15 protein-coding genes are annotated in these 14,159 nt (G+C 60.1%); 8 read left to right on the top strand and 7 right to left on the bottom strand.

The genetic code is table 11. From position 1 onward, the window contains the following. Window positions 1-85: 85 nt before the first annotated feature. Together ACR0KW_RS13335 and gltX are read left to right on the top strand one after the other, a co-directional pair. Window positions 86-520: a DUF1801 domain-containing protein gene (locus ACR0KW_RS13335; RefSeq protein WP_480805425.1), complete on the top strand. Its 435-nt coding sequence runs from the start codon at window positions 86-88 to the stop codon at window positions 518-520. A 100-nt stretch (window positions 521-620) separates the two neighbouring features. Continuing rightward, window positions 621-1,946 carry a glutamate--tRNA ligase gene (gene gltX, locus ACR0KW_RS13330; protein ID WP_480805424.1) on the top strand — a complete coding sequence of 442 codons (1,326 nt, stop codon included), beginning with the start codon at window positions 621-623 and terminating at the stop codon, window positions 1,944-1,946. Window positions 1,947-1,997: 51 nt separating this feature from the next. On the opposite strand, the gene ACR0KW_RS13325 is transcribed toward gltX, so the two are convergent. After that, entirely contained in the window at window positions 1,998-2,567 is a 570-nt protein-coding gene (locus ACR0KW_RS13325) for a gamma-glutamylcyclotransferase family protein (RefSeq protein ID WP_480805423.1), read from the bottom strand. A 95-nt stretch (window positions 2,568-2,662) separates the two neighbouring features. Here ACR0KW_RS13325 and ACR0KW_RS13320 point away from each other — a divergent pair, with 95 nt between their 5' ends. Continuing rightward, window positions 2,663-3,109, top strand: coding sequence for an RrF2 family transcriptional regulator (locus ACR0KW_RS13320; protein ID WP_170327115.1), 447 nt, complete (start codon window positions 2,663-2,665; stop codon window positions 3,107-3,109). A gap of 2 nt (window positions 3,110-3,111) precedes the next feature. Here the strand turns inward: ACR0KW_RS13320 and ACR0KW_RS13315 are convergent, their stop codons facing one another. Both ACR0KW_RS13315 and ACR0KW_RS13310 read right to left on the bottom strand, forming a co-directional pair. Continuing rightward, window positions 3,112-5,640, bottom strand: coding sequence for an ABC transporter permease (locus ACR0KW_RS13315; protein WP_480805422.1), 2,529 nt, complete (start codon window positions 5,638-5,640; stop codon window positions 3,112-3,114). After that, the gene (locus tag ACR0KW_RS13310; RefSeq protein ID WP_480805421.1) at window positions 5,637-6,332 is read right to left on the bottom strand and encodes an ABC transporter ATP-binding protein; all 696 of its coding nucleotides are present in this window, start codon (window positions 6,330-6,332) and stop codon (window positions 5,637-5,639) included. The genes ACR0KW_RS13315 and ACR0KW_RS13310 overlap by 4 nt, the downstream gene beginning before the upstream one ends. Before the next feature lie 47 nt (window positions 6,333-6,379). Here ACR0KW_RS13310 and ACR0KW_RS13305 point away from each other — a divergent pair, with 47 nt between their 5' ends. Further along, window positions 6,380-7,018 (top strand): arylesterase, encoded by a 639-nt coding sequence (locus ACR0KW_RS13305; RefSeq protein ID WP_480805420.1) that lies wholly within the window; start codon window positions 6,380-6,382, stop codon window positions 7,016-7,018. On the opposite strand, the gene ACR0KW_RS13300 is transcribed toward ACR0KW_RS13305, so the two are convergent. The 4 genes from ACR0KW_RS13300 to ettA all read right to left on the bottom strand — a co-directional run bounded on the left by ACR0KW_RS13300 (window position 7,019) and on the right by ettA (window position 10,462). After that, entirely contained in the window at window positions 7,019-7,579 is a 561-nt protein-coding gene (locus ACR0KW_RS13300; RefSeq protein ID WP_480805419.1) for a L,D-transpeptidase, read from the bottom strand. It abuts the gene before it with no gap. Between the two features lie 168 nt (window positions 7,580-7,747). Then, window positions 7,748-7,954, bottom strand: a complete 207-nt coding sequence (locus ACR0KW_RS13295; RefSeq protein ID WP_170378838.1) for a cold-shock protein — start codon at window positions 7,952-7,954, stop codon at window positions 7,748-7,750. Between the two features lie 243 nt (window positions 7,955-8,197). Further along, on the bottom strand, window positions 8,198-8,734 hold the full coding sequence (locus ACR0KW_RS13290) for a hypothetical protein (RefSeq protein ID WP_480805418.1): 537 nt from the start codon (window positions 8,732-8,734) through the stop codon (window positions 8,198-8,200). A gap of 60 nt (window positions 8,735-8,794) precedes the next feature. Continuing rightward, window positions 8,795-10,462 (bottom strand): energy-dependent translational throttle protein EttA, encoded by a 1,668-nt coding sequence (gene ettA / locus ACR0KW_RS13285; protein WP_480805417.1) that lies wholly within the window; start codon window positions 10,460-10,462, stop codon window positions 8,795-8,797. 190 nt (window positions 10,463-10,652) lie between these two features. Between ettA and ACR0KW_RS13280 the strand changes: the two genes are divergently transcribed. From ACR0KW_RS13280 to dacB, 4 genes are all read left to right on the top strand, one after another. Continuing rightward, complete coding sequence (locus tag ACR0KW_RS13280; protein WP_480805416.1) at window positions 10,653-11,354, top strand: hypothetical protein; 702 nt, start codon at window positions 10,653-10,655, stop codon at window positions 11,352-11,354. Window positions 11,355-11,491: 137 nt separating this feature from the next. After that, entirely contained in the window at window positions 11,492-11,959 is a 468-nt protein-coding gene (locus ACR0KW_RS13275) for an MOSC domain-containing protein (RefSeq protein ID WP_480805415.1), read from the top strand. A gap of 32 nt (window positions 11,960-11,991) precedes the next feature. Further along, on the top strand, window positions 11,992-12,612 hold the full coding sequence (locus ACR0KW_RS13270; RefSeq protein ID WP_480805414.1) for a nicotinate-nucleotide adenylyltransferase: 621 nt from the start codon (window positions 11,992-11,994) through the stop codon (window positions 12,610-12,612). Window positions 12,613-12,678: 66 nt separating this feature from the next. Then, window positions 12,679-14,157 carry a D-alanyl-D-alanine carboxypeptidase/D-alanyl-D-alanine endopeptidase gene (gene dacB, locus ACR0KW_RS13265; protein WP_480805413.1) on the top strand — a complete coding sequence of 493 codons (1,479 nt, stop codon included), beginning with the start codon at window positions 12,679-12,681 and terminating at the stop codon, window positions 14,155-14,157. Window positions 14,158-14,159 lie beyond the last annotated feature (2 nt).

The following is a 14,159-nucleotide window of genomic DNA, read 5'->3' as shown; positions in this document are numbered from 1 at the left end:
GAGTTAGGACGGCAAGAGGTCCTTGCCAGACTATACCCCTATGAAGTGGGCTGCGTGGATGAACATGTCGTGTTAATTCTTTTTCATGCCCCGATCAGAAAACAAAACTGTCCCAACTGGCGAAAGTGTCGAGCGCTTTTTGTCGGCCGTGGAACCGGCGTCAAAAGCCGCCGACGCGCAGGTGCTGAACGCCCTGTTCCGCAAAACAACCGGGTTCGAGCCGGTCATGTGGGGCCCATCGATCGTGGGCTACGGCCGCTATCACTACCGCTATAAATCCGGACGTGAGGGCGACTTTCTGGCCACAGGCTTTTCGCCGCGCAAGGCGGCGCTGTCGATCTACATCATGCCCGGCTATGCGGATTTCGGCGATATCCTGACCCGACTGGGCAAGCACAAACTGGGCAAGTCCTGCCTTTATGTGAACAAGCTGGCGGATATTGATCTGGACGTTCTGGCCGAGTTAATCCGCGCCGGGCTTGAGGATCTCGAGCAGCATTGGCCAGTCGAACCGACCTGAATTGCTTGCCGGACAATTCTCTAACCGGGAAGCTGAAAAGGGCGTTCGTCTGGACAATTGACCAATCCTGTGACATGAGCCGCGCCAACAGGAGACACCCATGACCACCACCCGTTTTGCCCCGTCGCCCACCGGTTACATCCATGTGGGCAACCTGCGCACCGCCCTGATGAACTATCTGATCGCCCGCAAGGCCGGCGGCACGTTCATCCTGCGCATCGACGACACTGATCCTGAGCGGTCGAAAGAAGAATATGTCGACGCCATCAAACAGGATATGGAGTGGCTGGGCCTGCATTGGGACCGGATTGAACGTCAGTCCGACCGGCTGGACCGCTATGCCGAGGCCGCCGATAAGCTGCGCGAAATGGGCCGGTTTTACGAGGCGTTCGAAACGCCGACCGAGCTGGACCTGAAGCGCAAGAAGCAACTGAACATGGGCAAGCCGCCGGTCTATGACCGCGCCGCGCTGAACCTGTCGGACGCCGAGAAAGAGGCCCTGCGCGCCGAGCGTGGCAATGGCGTCTGGCGCTTCAAGCTGGATCATGAACGGATCGAGTGGAATGACGGCATTCTCGGCGACATCTCGATCGATGCGGCCTCGGTCTCTGACCCGGTGCTTATCCGCGGTGACGGTCAGGTTCTCTATACGATTGCGTCGGTGGTGGATGATACCGAGATGGGCGTGAGCGATGTTGTGCGCGGTTCGGACCACGTGACCAATACCGCGACGCAGATTCAGATCATCGAGGCGCTGGGCGGAACCTGCCCGCGTTTCGCGCACCATTCATTGCTGACCGGCCCGCAGGGTGAGGCGCTGTCGAAGCGTCTGGGCACGCTGGCCTTGCGTGACCTGCGCGAACAGGGCGTGCAGCCGATGGCGCTGCTGAGCTTGATGGCGCGCCTGGGTTCGTCTGATCCGGTTGAGCTGCGTTCGGATATGGCGGAACTGATCGAAGGGTTCGACGTCAACCGTTTTGGCGCGGCGCCGACCAAGTTCGACGTGCAGGACTTGTTCCCGCTGACCGCCAAGCACCTGCAATCGCTGCCGCTGGCCGATGTTGCGGATGCCGTCGCCGAGGCTGGCGTGCCAGCAGAGTTGGCCGAACCCTTCTGGGCGATGGCGCGTGAAAACATCACCACTCTGGGTGATCTCAAAGGCTGGTGGGAGCTGTGCCGCGACGGGGCGGAGCCTCTGATTGCTGATGAGGACCGCGACTTCATCGCTGAAGCCGTGGCTCTGCTGCCCGAAGGCCCGTTCGATGGCGAGACCTGGGGCACCTGGACCAAAGCCGTGAAAGAGGCCACTGGTCGCAAGGGCAAAGGTCTGTTCATGCCGCTGCGCAAGGCGCTGACCGGGATGGAGCGTGGGCCGGAAATGGCAACCCTGCTTCCGCTGCTACAGGTAATCCGCGCGCGCGGCTGATCACAACAGAACAGAATTCAGAAAGGCGGGGTTCAATGGCCCCGCCCTTTTCTATGCGGTCTGTACGATCGAAACCGACAAACGATTTAGACGGTCATCGACGAATTCCGTCTCGGTCGGTTTCAACTGCTGGTGCCGGGGATAGCGCGGTTCCGCCCTGTCGTTCAAAATCGGCGCGTCCCATCCATCGGTCGTGGCAAAGAACCGGTCCGCACCGTCCTCGCCAAAGGTGCGCAGATACCCCTGCACGACCACGTCGATATAACTGAGTAACAGCGGATGGCGATTGCTCGGTTCGGCGTGACGGCCCTGCGGCACCGCGTAAACGGCGATTTCAACATCATGGGTCAGGGGATGCGTGACGGCGTGGGTCGTGGGAACCCGGTCATAGGCCCATTCCCGTTCGTCCAGTGCTGCCCAGTCGTTTTTCGGAACATGGGCGATCATCCCCTCGATCAGGGATTCGGGGTCCGGGATTGCGGTCAGAAAGGCCACGGGGCGCAGGTCGGTGTGCCGCCACGCCCGTCGCCAACCCTTCAATTGCGCTGGATGTGGGTCGGGAAAATCATGGGTCGCAAGGTTCACGAGGCTGCCATAGCCAAAGAAATAGGGGTCTGCCATGCGCCGTCAGGTCCTTTTTGAGCGATTGATGTATGTCAAACCGCTTTTTTGCCGGACATGCAATAAGGTCGCATCTTGAAATTTGGGAGGTCTCGATGAGGATTACCAAACGGACAAATATCGCGGTGCGCCTGTTGATGTATTGCGCGGCGCATCAGGATCGGCTGGTGACAAAGGCCGAGATCGCCGATGTGTGCAACATCTCGGAAAACCATTTGGCGCAGGTGATCAACCAACTGAGCCAGCTGAACTACCTGAGCACGCAACGCGGTCGCAACGGTGGCATGTCTCTGGCACGTCCGGCTGATCAAATTCGCATCGGCTCGGTGTTCCGCCATGTCGAAGGCAACCTGCCGATTGCCGAGTGCTTTGCTGATGCAGACAACACCTGCCCCCTGACGGATGCCTGCCGGTTGCGGCTGGCGCTGCAGGACGCGGCCGAGGTGTTCTATGCCTCGTTGGACGAGATCACGCTAGACGCGCTGGTATGCGACAACGACCACTTGCTGCAAATCCTGCAACCGGTCGCCTGCGTGCGCTGAGATCAGTCGGTGGCCCGCAGAATGCGGGCCGGACGTACGGCCAAGGGACGCAGGGCAAAGGCAAGGCCCGCGCCCAAGGTCACCAAAATGCCGGCAAGAACGATGCTCAGGGCTGAGGTCCAGATGACCGAGAAGCCGGTGTCGAAGATGTAAGTGGCAACGGCCCATCCGCCCAAAATACCGGTCAGCAACGCAACGGCCCCGGCCGCCGCCCCAAGCAGGGCCGAGCGCAGGGCAAAGCTGATCAATATGCGCCGCCGGTCCGCGCCCAGCGTCTTCAGGATCGCGGATTCGTAACGGCGTGCGGTTTCACCCGCGGCGGCGGCTCCGATCAGCACCAGAAAACCGGTCAGCAAGGATATTCCCGCTCCGTAAGACGTCGCGGCGGCCAGCCCGCCCAGCAGACCCGAGACGCGGTCAATCGCGTCCCGCACCCGAATTGCGGTGATGTTGGGGAACTGGCCTGCCAGATCGCGCAGAATGTCTGCCTCGGCCTGTTCTTCGGCATAGACGGTGGCGATAAAACTGTGCGGCGCACCGGCAAGGGCGGAGGGATTCATCGACATGATGAACCCTATGCCAGCGGTCGAAAAATCAACCTCGCGGAAAGAAGTGATTTCGGCGGTGATGTCGCGGCCCAGAATGTTCACGGTCAATTCGTCGCCAAGGGTCAGGCCCATTTCCTCGGCTTCTTCTGCGGCGAAACTGACTTGTGGAGCGCCGGAGTAATCCTTGGGCCACCATGCGCCTGCGGTGATGCGGGTGTTTTTGGGCGGTGTGGCGGAATAAGTCACGCCGCGATCCCCATCCAATACCCAGTGATCGCCCGCGACATCGCGGGCGGGCTGGCCGTTGATCTGGGTGATGATCCCACGCAGCATCGAAGCGCTTTCGATGCGGCTGACGGCGGGGTCGGCTTCCAGCCGTTCGGTAAAACCGGGCATCTGGTCTTTTTGAATGTCGACAAAGAAATACGACGGGGCCACGTCGGGCAGGTTGCCCGAGATTGCATTGCGCAAGGTGCCGTCGATCTGGCCAACAGCGGCAAGCACCGAAAGGCCAAGCCCCAGCGATAGCACGACCGAAGCGGCCCCTTCACGCGGGTCCGAGATCGCCGACAAGGCCCATCGCAGGGCAGGGCGGCCACGGGCGGCTGTGGTGCTGATGCGGGCCAGTTTACGGATCGCAAGGGCCGAAAGGGACAGCAGAACCAGCGCGCCCACCAGCCCTGCGGACGTCCAGAGCGTCAGGCGTACCGAACCGCTGAACCAAGCGGCGGACGCGATCAGCAGAGACAGTCCGAACCCGGTTGCAACCACGAAAGCTGTACGGGGAAGGGCGCGCGCCGATGACAACGCATCGCGGAACAGGGTCGCGGCCCGGACCTCCTCGGTCCGGGCGAGGGGCCAGAGGGTGAACAGGAACGCGGTCAGCAACCCATAGAGCGCGGCCTCGGCCAGAGGGCGTGGGTAAAGCCTGAAAACCGCAGGGACGGGCAGGCGGGCCTCGATCAGCGGGGCCAATAACAGGGGCAATGCCGCCCCCAGCGCGATCCCCAACGCGATGCCGATCCCCGACAAAACCCCGATCTGGATCATATAAGTTTGGAATATCGTGGCACGATCCGCGCCCAACGTGCGCAGTGTGGCGATGGTTTCGGTCTTCTGCGCCAGATAAGCGCGGACGGCGGCTGATACGCCTATGCCACCTACCGCCAGACCGGACAGGCCGACCAGAACCAGAAAGGCACTCAGGCGCGCGACAAACTCGGCAATCCCCGGCGCTCCGTTGCGGGCATCTGTCCAGCGCATTCCGGTGCCTTCGAAGCTTTGTTTGGCTTCGGCGGACAGCAGTTCGAGGTTGGCCTCTGGTGGCAGGTTCAGTCGGTATTTGGTGGAAAACAACGTCCCCGGTGTCAACAGGCCGGACGACTGCAGATCCGCGGTTCGGACCAAAGTGCGTGGCCCCAAGCCAAAGCCATCTGCAGCACCGTCGGGTTCATGGATCAAGGCAGCCGTCAGCACGAAGTCCTGTGTGCCAAGCGCAAAGCGGTCTCCGACGGATAGGCCCAGCCGGTCCATCAGCACCGGGTCCAAGACCGCTCCGGGTAGGCCCTGTTGGTCGGCCAGCGCTGTGGAAAGCGATTGGTCGGGCTCCAGCTTTGGCGTGCCCAGTAGAGGATATGCTACATCCACGGCTTTCACCTGTGTCAGGGCCCGCTGGGTTTCGCCTCCCTGTTGCGCCACGGCCATTGAGCGGAAATCCACAACCTCGGACACTTCGGTCGCGGTTTGTTGCATCCACGCGCGCTCATCTTCGCTGGCGAAGCGGTAGGTGAATTCCAGCTGCGCGTCCCCGCCCAGCAGGGCCGCGCCTTCCTGCGTCAACCCGGTCTGTATTGCAGATCGCACCGACCCAATAGCGGCAATGGCAGCCACCCCAAGCGCAAGACAGGCGAGAAACACCCGGAAACCCCGCACACCGCCGCGCAATTCCCGGCGCGCCAGACGCCCGGCCAGATGCAGGCTCATTCTGCGGCCTCTTGGTTCGCGTCCTCCGCGATGGTGCCATCCCGTAACCGGATCACTCGGTCACATTTGCGCGCCAGACTGTGGCTATGGGTGACCAGAACCAGCGTGGCGCCGTGCCGGTCACGCAAATCGAACAACAGGTCGACAATGGCCGCACCCGTTGTTTCGTCCAGGTTCCCAGTCGGCTCATCTGCCAGAAGGATCTGGGGGCGCGGGGCCGAGGCGCGCGCCAACGCCACCCGCTGCTGCTCACCCCCAGACAATTGCGCGGGGTAGTGGTCGCGCCGATGCGACAGGCCGACCGCGTCCAGTTCGGCCTCGGCACGGGCAAAGGCATCCTTGTGCCCGGCCAGCTCCAGCGGAGTGGCCACGTTTTCCAGCGCCGTCATGGTGGGGATCAGGTGAAAGTTCTGAAACACCACCCCCATGGTGTCGCGCCTGAATCGGGCCAACGCGTCTTCGTCCATTCCGGTCAGATCATGGCCCAAAGCAGTGATTTCACCCCCGGTCGCCTGTTCCAACCCGCCCATCAGCATCAGCAGTGAAGATTTGCCGGACCCCGACGGCCCCACCAAGCCAAGCGTTTCGCCCTTGGTGACGGTCAGAGTGATGTCGTGCAGGATATTCACCCGACCGGCATTGCCATCCAGCGACAAAGCGGCATTTTGGAGCGAAAGAACGGGTGTCGTCATGGGATTTTCCGGATGGGGGCGGTCAACTTGGATATGGAGCGGTTCAGATGTTGCGCAAGACTTTGATGTCGATGCTGTTTATGTTCTGCGGCTTTGCGGCCACAGCCGAGCAGGTGGTGATTGCCGCTTTGGGGGATTCGCTGACCCATGGCTATGGGCTGCCTGAGCAGGATGGTTTTGTGCCTCAGCTGAACCGGTGGCTACAGGCGCAGGGCGCGGATGTGCGCTTGATCAACGCTGGTGTGTCTGGGGACACCACCGCAGGCGGTGCGGCGCGGGTGGACTGGACCCTAACACCAGAAGTGGACGGGATGATCGTGGCGCTTGGTGGCAATGATCTGCTGCGGGGGATCGACCCGGCAGTGTCGCGCACCAATCTTGAGGCGATCGTCAAAGCGGCAGGCGCAGCGGATGTCGAAGTTCTGCTGATCGGGATGCAGGCGCCGGGGAATTATGGCGCCGACTATAAAGAGGCGTTTGATGCCATCTACCCGGATCTGGCAGAGACTTATGAAGCCACCTACGCCCCCAGCTTCTTCACCGGCCTGACCGCTGAGGGCGATCCGGACGCCGCCCGCCGCTATATGCAGCCGGACGGCATTCACCCAAATGCAGAAGGGGTCGCCATGATCGTCGAAAATCTGGGACCTTACGTACTGGAGCTTATCGTTGCGGCCCAGAAGTGATCAGACGACGGTCACGACAGTGCCAATCGGCACACGTTCATAAAGGTCGATTACGTGTTCGTTCATCATGCGGATGCAGCCGTTTGAAACCGCGTGACCAATGGTCTGCGGCTGCGTGGTGCCGTGAATGCGGAAATAGGTGTCGACGCCATTCTGGAACAGGTACAGCGCCCGCGCGCCCAACGGGTTGTCGCCGCCCCCGGGCTGGACATAGTCATTGTCCTTGAACCGAGCATAGGTAACGGGCTCGCGCTCGATCATCTCGTCGGTCGGGCGCCAGGTCGGCCATTCTTTCTTGACGTCGATGGTGGCGGTGCCGGTGAATTCCAGCCCGGCCTTGCCAACCCCGCAGCCATAGCGGATCGCCTTTCGCGGTTCGGTCACGTAGTACAAGTAGAACGACCGCGGCGCGACCAGCAACTGACCCGGCTGGAACTGCTTTTTGATGCGCACAAATTGCGGTGTGGGATCGTATTCGACAGCTTTCTTCTTTGCCGCCGCTACGCCCGGCACAAGGCTTGCGGCTGCGGTTGCGGTCAGAAAGGTACGGCGCGTGAACATGGCAGCTCTCTTCAAAACAAAAGACATATCTTGAGCCTAATGTCGGAATGATAGCCGATCCGGTCAATCGCCGGGATTACATAACTAAAATGTGATGTAATATGAGCGCCACACATTCTGCGGCACGAAAACGAAAGGGTGAGGATATCACCTCACCCTTTCAAAAGCTTAGGCCAGCTCGATATTGTCGGCGCTTTCGCGACCGTCACGACCCGAGCGCAGCTCGTATGTGACTTTCTGGTTGTCGGCCAGACCGGTCAGGCCCGAACGCTCGACAGCCGAGATGTGTACGAAGATGTCTTTGCCGCCATCTTCGGGTGCGATAAAGCCGTAGCCTTTGGTGGTGTTGAACCATTTTACGGTGCCTGCGGGCATATCCGTTGTCTCCTGTTTGGTGCTGCCCACGGAGTTGCGGCAGCCCGGCGTCGTTGTCTGGATCGAGTGACTGAGCGCCGGAATCGGAGACAGTAGGTCGAATAGAAAAACGTAAGCGCCATTGATATGGCATCGAGGTGGGGATGTGGCAAGGGTGTAATGTAGCAGTGCCGATGATCGCACATCGCTGTTTGTAAGCGACTTAGCTATATTGACACCACTGCCCTCGCCAAATTGTTAAGCTCAATCGTGCAGAACAGTGTAACGATTTGAGACCCAATCATAGAACAGAATACGGGGCAGTGCTTCCGGCCCCCGGATCGGTATCGCTTCGTCGCACGATGTGAAAAACCGGTTTGCAATACAGATTGTTTGCTCTGGGCGCTTATTTATCTTGTCGTCATTATCTTCTGGCCAGAGCCAATTGATAAGTGCAGTTTCGGCCTGGTCCAAGTCTTTGGCGGCAGATTTTCTTGTATTGCCTTCTTTTGTTCGGCGGCCGCTCTTCCCTTGGCTGCTGACTATTCCGTACCAGAACGCCCCTTCATTTTCGGTGGAAATCTTGTGGTGGGCTCGGAAACGAATATCCGGCCTTTCGGTCATGCCGATGTATTGAGCCAAACCCTCGGCGTCTTCCGCAAAGTAGATCAGTTTGGCGCCTACAGTTTGGTTCGAGATGTCTTCTTTGAAATGGTCGTATGAGTTGTAGGGACCGAACCAGTCAATGCACACTCCCAAGCTCGGGTCTTCATCCCAATAGGTTCTTGTTAGTTTGTTCAAAATAAACCTCGAAATTTGCGTACTTCTTGTCGTGAGGGGCACTGCCCCTCACGCTATATCCTAACGCGCAAACTTCTTGTGCTTCAAGCGCTTGGGCTCCAGCGCGTCCGGTCCGAGACGGCGCTTTTTGTCCTCTTCGTAATCTTCGAAGTTGCCCTCGAACCATTCTACATGGGCGTCGCCCTCGAACGCCAGAATATGCGTGCAAATCCGGTCGAGGAAGAAGCGGTCGTGTGAGATTACGACGGCACAACCGGCGAAATCGACCAGCGCGTCTTCCAGCGCGCGCAGGGTTTCGACGTCGAGGTCGTTGGTCGGTTCGTCGAGCAGCAGGACGTTGCCGCCCTCTTTTAGCAGGCGGGCCATGTGGACGCGGTTGCGTTCACCACCCGATAGCAGCGAGACCTTTTTCTGCTGGTCGCCGCCCTTGAAGTTGAAGGACGAGCAATAAGCGCGGGAATTGACCTGCGCGTCGCCCAGCTGGATGATCTCGGCGCCGCCGGTGATCGCCTCCCACACGGTGTCGTTGTCCTTGAGGTCGTCGCGGGACTGGTCGACATAGGACAGCTCGACCGTGTCGCCCAGCGTGATGGTGCCGCTGTCGGGCTGTTCCTGACCGGTGAGCATCTTGAACAGGGTCGATTTGCCGGCACCGTTGGGGCCGATAACGCCGACGATGCCGCCGGGGGGCAGGGCGAAGTCGAGCTTTTCGATCAGTTGCTTGTCGCCCATGTGTTTGGCGAGCCCTTCGACCTCGATCACCTTGCCGCCAAGGCGCTGGCCGTTGGGGATGACGATCTGGGCGCGGGTCAGCTTTTCGCGCTCGGACTGTTCGGCCAGCTCGTTATAGGCGTTGATCCGGGCTTTGGATTTAGCCTGACGGGCCTTCTGACCCTGACGCATCCATTCCAGCTCGCGCTGCAGGGTTTTCTGCTTGGACTTGTCCTCGCGCGCTTCCTGCTCGAGCCGTTTGGCTTTCTGTTCCAGCCATGCGGAGTAGTTACCCTCATAGGGAATGCCGCGGCCGCGGTCGAGTTCGAGGATCCAGCCGGTGATGTCATCCAGGAAATAGCGGTCGTGGGTGACGATCAGGATGGTGCCCTTGTAGTCGATCAGGTGTTGTTGCAGCCAGGCGATAGTTTCGGCGTCCAGGTGGTTGGTCGGTTCGTCCAAGAGCAGCATGTCGGGCGCTTCCAGCAGCAGCTTGCAGAGCGCCACGCGGCGTTTCTCACCACCCGAGAGGTTGGCGATGTTGGCATCGTCCGGCGGGCAGCGCAGCGCCTCCATCGAGACGTCGATCTGGCTGTCGAGGTCCCAGAGGTTTTCCGCGTCGATCGCGTCCTGCAGGGTGGTCATCTCTTCCATCAGCTCGTCCGAGTAGTTCTCGGCGATCTCCATGGCAATTTCGTTGAAGCGATCGACCTTGGCCTTTTTCGCGGCCACGCCCAGCATGACGTTTTCGCGGACGGTCAGCGATTCATCCAGCTGGGGTTCCTGCGGCAGATAGCCGACCTTGGCGCCCTCAGCCGCCCAAGCCTCACCGGTGAAGTCGGTATCCAGACCGGCCATGATTTTCATCAGCGTCGATTTACCCGCGCCGTTGACGCCGACGACACCGATTTTCACGCCGGGCAGAAAGCTCAAGTGGATATTTTCAAAGCACTTCTTGCCACCGGGATAGGTCTTTGAGACACCCTGCATGTGGTAGACATATTGATAGGCGGCCATGTCGCGTCCTCTGGGTCGGGGAAATTGAGTTGGGCGGTGTGATAGCGGATGCGGTTGGTGGGGGCAATGGAGGTTAGCTTTCAACCCGCAAGTCTAAACTTTGACAAAGTTCGCCCGTAAACCAAGCGCATTCTGGAAACGATTTCCATTCTCGGTTTAAAGGAACTCACAATATGCTGCAGGTGGTCTGATGCGGTTTCTTTTCCTCCTGATGTTTCCGCTGCTTTTGGCTGGCTGCATAGAAACTTATAGTTGGCACCAACGCATTCAGGCTGAAGTTTCCACCCCGTCAGGCCCGGTATCTGCGAGTGTCGTGCAGGGGATGAAAGTCAACTACTACCCCTACGGGTTGTTCGCTACCGCGACCGAGACTGAAGGCAAACTGACCGGAGAAGCGTTGGTGGTTGATCTAGGCGCCGAGCTTGGTCCGCGTCGCTATCTGTTTGCGTTGCTTCCGGGGCCCGGCCTTGCGCGAAGTGTGTTTTCTGATCTGGTCGAATACGGTACGGATACAGGCCGCAATCTTGCTCTGATCGTTAATCATAAGGATAAGCCACCAAAGTCATTTGAGGGCTTAAGGTGGGTGGGCTTCGCGGATTTTTCCGATCCTAAGAGCGTTTTTGCGGTTGATCCGAAAAACTTGTCAGCCAGCTATGGCAAGGGCTACGCGTTAACCAGTCTGACGCTGCAGATCACCGATGATCCGCTGACGTCTGGTGAGGTCGAGACGGTTTTGGGTTGGTGGCCCAATCGTCGGCACGGACCCTACAATGAGATGAAATACTTACAGCTGTCTGACGACTCACCAAGAGGATGGGAGGAATTGGGTGCATCAAAGTTCTGGTCTTTAGATTTAAGAAAGCAGTTTAACGAGCCAAGCGATGGCAAATAAAATCTCCAATGATCTGTTCGTATCTATCCTTTCTATGGAATTTTGCAACCGCGGTTACGAGGCGGCAATATTGGATGGCCTCATCGGCAGGATACAATCTGTCGGACAAAGGAAAAATGATGGGCGGAAGCTCTGATATGTCTCTGAACGACCTCATCGCTGGTTGGGCGCAGCCGGGTCGTGTCGAGTGGATCGGGCTACGGCCTGCGCGGCGAGAAGCGATGCGGTCGGTTGAAACCGCTTTGATTGCAGCAGGTGGCCTCGATGGCGACCGCGCCCGCGCTGGAAAGCGGGCGGTGACGCTGATCCAGCAGGAGCATCTGGCGGCGATAGGGTCTTATCTGGGGCGGGGGCCGGTCTTGCCCGATATCTTGCGGCGCAATCTAGTGGTTTCGAGGATCAATCTGGCGGCTCTCAAAGCGCGGGAGGTGCGGGTGGGGGAGGCCGTTTTGCGCTTTACCGTGATCTGTGCGCCGTGCAGTCGGATGGAGGAGGCGTTGGGTAAGGGCGGCTATTCCGCCGTGAGGGGGCATGGCGGGTGGTGTGCCGAAGTGGTGCGGCCTGGGCTGGTGAGGCTGGGCGATGCGGTTCAACCTGTTGATTGACAAGCCGCCTCAGTTCTGAACATCAGCGAGGGATGGAGCGACACGGCATTCCATATGCACGGCCGGGGCAGGTAATCGGTCTGTTCGGCGGGTCTTTTGATCCGCCGCATGAGGGGCATGTGCATGTAACGCTTGAGGCGATGAAGGCGTTCGGGCTGGATCGCGTGTGGTGGCTGGTGTCGCCGGGCAATCCGTTGAAAGAACGCGGCCCCGCGCCGTTGCGGCGGCGGATTCGGGCCGGGCAGGCTGTCATGCAGCACCCGCGCGTTGAGGTGACAGATATAGAGGCGCTGACCGGAACACGTGCCACCGCGGACACCTTGTCGGCGTTGCAGCGGCTCTACCCACATGTGAAGTTCGTCTGGCTGATGGGCGCCGATAATCTGGCGCAGTTCCACCGCTGGAAGGATTGGCGCCAGATCATGGACAGCGTGCCGGTCGGCGTGGTGGCGCGGCCGGGGGACCGAATCTCGGCCCGCATGTCGCCTGCGGCCCGGCTGTATGCGCGCTATCGCATCGACGGTCAGGCGCGGCATCTGCTGGGGCGCGCGCAGGCTCCGGCGTGGTGTTTCGTGAACGTGCCGATGGTGGATGTCAGCTCAACCGAGCTGCGCACGCGGGGCGAATGGGACGGCGGGGTGTTGCCTGAATAGCCACGATGGGCGCATAATCGCATTCAGTGGTTGTTTGCCTGTGATCTCTGGGATTTTAATTGACCCATGATTGATCGTCTTTCGCGTCGTTTGTTTCTTGCCGGGCTGGGGGCATCGGTTGTTTCAGGTCCGGCTCTGGCCGATGCCCCTGTCCGATCCTTGCGGCCTCTGCTTCGGAAGGACCTGTCTGGCGGGGCCGAACGGCTTGTTCGGGCTGCGGGGTTGCGCGGTGAGGTGGTCTTTGCCGTCTCGGATGTAGAAACCGGCGCTCAGCTTGAGGCTTTTGGCGGAGATCAAGGCCTGCCCCCCGCCAGCGTTGCCAAGGCGTTGACGGCGCTTTACGCGCTGGACGTTCTGGGGGGCGACTACCGGTTCGAAACCAAATTGATCGCCGATGGTCCGATTGAAAATGGCGTGCTGCAGGGCGACCTGATCCTTGTGGGCGGCGGAGACCCCCTGCTGGATACCGACGATCTGGCCGCTATGGCCGCCAATTTGCGCGAGGCCGGGGTTGCTGAGGTACGCGGCGCGTTCAAGGTTTATGACGGGGCGCTTCCCTATGTCTTCAGCATCGATTCGGGGCAGCCGGACCATCTGGGATACAGCCCGGCCGTCAGCGGCATTGCTCTGAACTTCAATCGCGTTCATTTCGAATGGAAGCGCGGCGGCACCGATTACGATGTGACTATGGATGCACGCACGGCCCGTTACAGGCCGTCCGTGGACATGTCGTCGATGCTAGTCGAAAAGCGGAGCCTGCCGATCTACACCTATCAGCCTAGCGCCCGGCAGGATCGTTGGACTGTGGCCAAAGGTGCGCTGGGCAATGGCGGCGCGCGGTGGTTGCCGGTTCGCAAACCTGCTCTTTATGCCGGGGACGTGTTCCGCACGCTAGCGCGGGTGAACGGGATTGTTCTGGGCCGCGTGCAGATCACTCGCGAAAAACCGCGAGGGACCGTTCTGGCAGTGCATCAAAGCGACCCGCTTGCGAGTATCCTGCAGGGAATGCTGAAATACTCGACCAATATCACAGCCGAAATGGTTGGAATGGCGGCCTCGAAAACGCGGGGGGCCGAGTTGCAGGGTCTGGCTGACTCAGCTGACGAGATGAACCGTTGGGCTTCTGTAACCTACGGTGTGCATGGCATCGCGATGGTGGACCACTCGGGGCTCGGCGATGCGTCACGCGTTGCGCCCGCAGATCTTGTGACAGCGTTGGTCAAGGCGCATAAGGACGGGGCACTTCAGCCGCTGCTCAAGAAATTCAAGCTGTTGGACAGTCAGGGGCGGCCGGTCAAGGATCACCCGATCAGGGTGGACGCCAAGACCGGCACGCTGAATTTCGTGTCGGGGCTGGGCGGGTTCATCACGGCGCCGGATGGATCAGAGCTGGCCTTTGCCATCTTTACCGCCGATGTCGACCACCGCGCGACCATCCCCCGCGCGCTGCGCGAACGCCCCGATGGCGCGCGCAGCTGGAACAACAGATCACGCAAGCTGCAACGTGCTCTGATCGAACGCTGGGGGATGTTGGCGGGCAGCTGAGG

Source organism: Ruegeria sp. CG11, assembly GCF_056537245.1.
The sequence above is the reverse complement of the archived record's forward strand: the minus strand, read 5'-3'. Positions and strand labels throughout refer to the sequence as shown.

What these genes read in the sequence shown, in the direction of transcription:
- ACR0KW_RS13300 (WP_480805419.1), bottom strand. Translation starts at nt 7,579, where the DNA reads ATGTTCACGCGCCGTACCTTTCTGACCGCAACCGCAGCCGCAAGCCTT.
- dacB (WP_480805413.1), top strand. Translation starts at nt 12,679, where the DNA reads ATGATTGATCGTCTTTCGCGTCGTTTGTTTCTTGCCGGGCTGGGGGCA.
- ACR0KW_RS13315 (WP_480805422.1), bottom strand. Translation starts at nt 5,640, where the DNA reads ATGAGCCTGCATCTGGCCGGGCGTCTGGCGCGCCGGGAATTGCGCGGC.
- ACR0KW_RS13295 (WP_170378838.1), bottom strand. Translation starts at nt 7,954, where the DNA reads ATGCCCGCAGGCACCGTAAAATGGTTCAACACCACCAAAGGCTACGGC.
- ACR0KW_RS13320 (WP_170327115.1), top strand. Translation starts at nt 2,663, where the DNA reads ATGAGGATTACCAAACGGACAAATATCGCGGTGCGCCTGTTGATGTAT.
- ACR0KW_RS13270 (WP_480805414.1), top strand. Translation starts at nt 11,992, where the DNA reads ATGGAGCGACACGGCATTCCATATGCACGGCCGGGGCAGGTAATCGGT.
- ACR0KW_RS13335 (WP_480805425.1), top strand. Translation starts at nt 86, where the DNA reads ATGCCCCGATCAGAAAACAAAACTGTCCCAACTGGCGAAAGTGTCGAG.
- ACR0KW_RS13275 (WP_480805415.1), top strand. Translation starts at nt 11,492, where the DNA reads ATGTCTCTGAACGACCTCATCGCTGGTTGGGCGCAGCCGGGTCGTGTC.
- ACR0KW_RS13305 (WP_480805420.1), top strand. Translation starts at nt 6,380, where the DNA reads ATGTTGCGCAAGACTTTGATGTCGATGCTGTTTATGTTCTGCGGCTTT.
- ACR0KW_RS13325 (WP_480805423.1), bottom strand. Translation starts at nt 2,567, where the DNA reads ATGGCAGACCCCTATTTCTTTGGCTATGGCAGCCTCGTGAACCTTGCG.
- ACR0KW_RS13310 (WP_480805421.1), bottom strand. Translation starts at nt 6,332, where the DNA reads ATGACGACACCCGTTCTTTCGCTCCAAAATGCCGCTTTGTCGCTGGAT.
- ACR0KW_RS13280 (WP_480805416.1), top strand. Translation starts at nt 10,653, where the DNA reads ATGCGGTTTCTTTTCCTCCTGATGTTTCCGCTGCTTTTGGCTGGCTGC.
- ettA (WP_480805417.1), bottom strand. Translation starts at nt 10,462, where the DNA reads ATGGCCGCCTATCAATATGTCTACCACATGCAGGGTGTCTCAAAGACC.
- gltX (WP_480805424.1), top strand. Translation starts at nt 621, where the DNA reads ATGACCACCACCCGTTTTGCCCCGTCGCCCACCGGTTACATCCATGTG.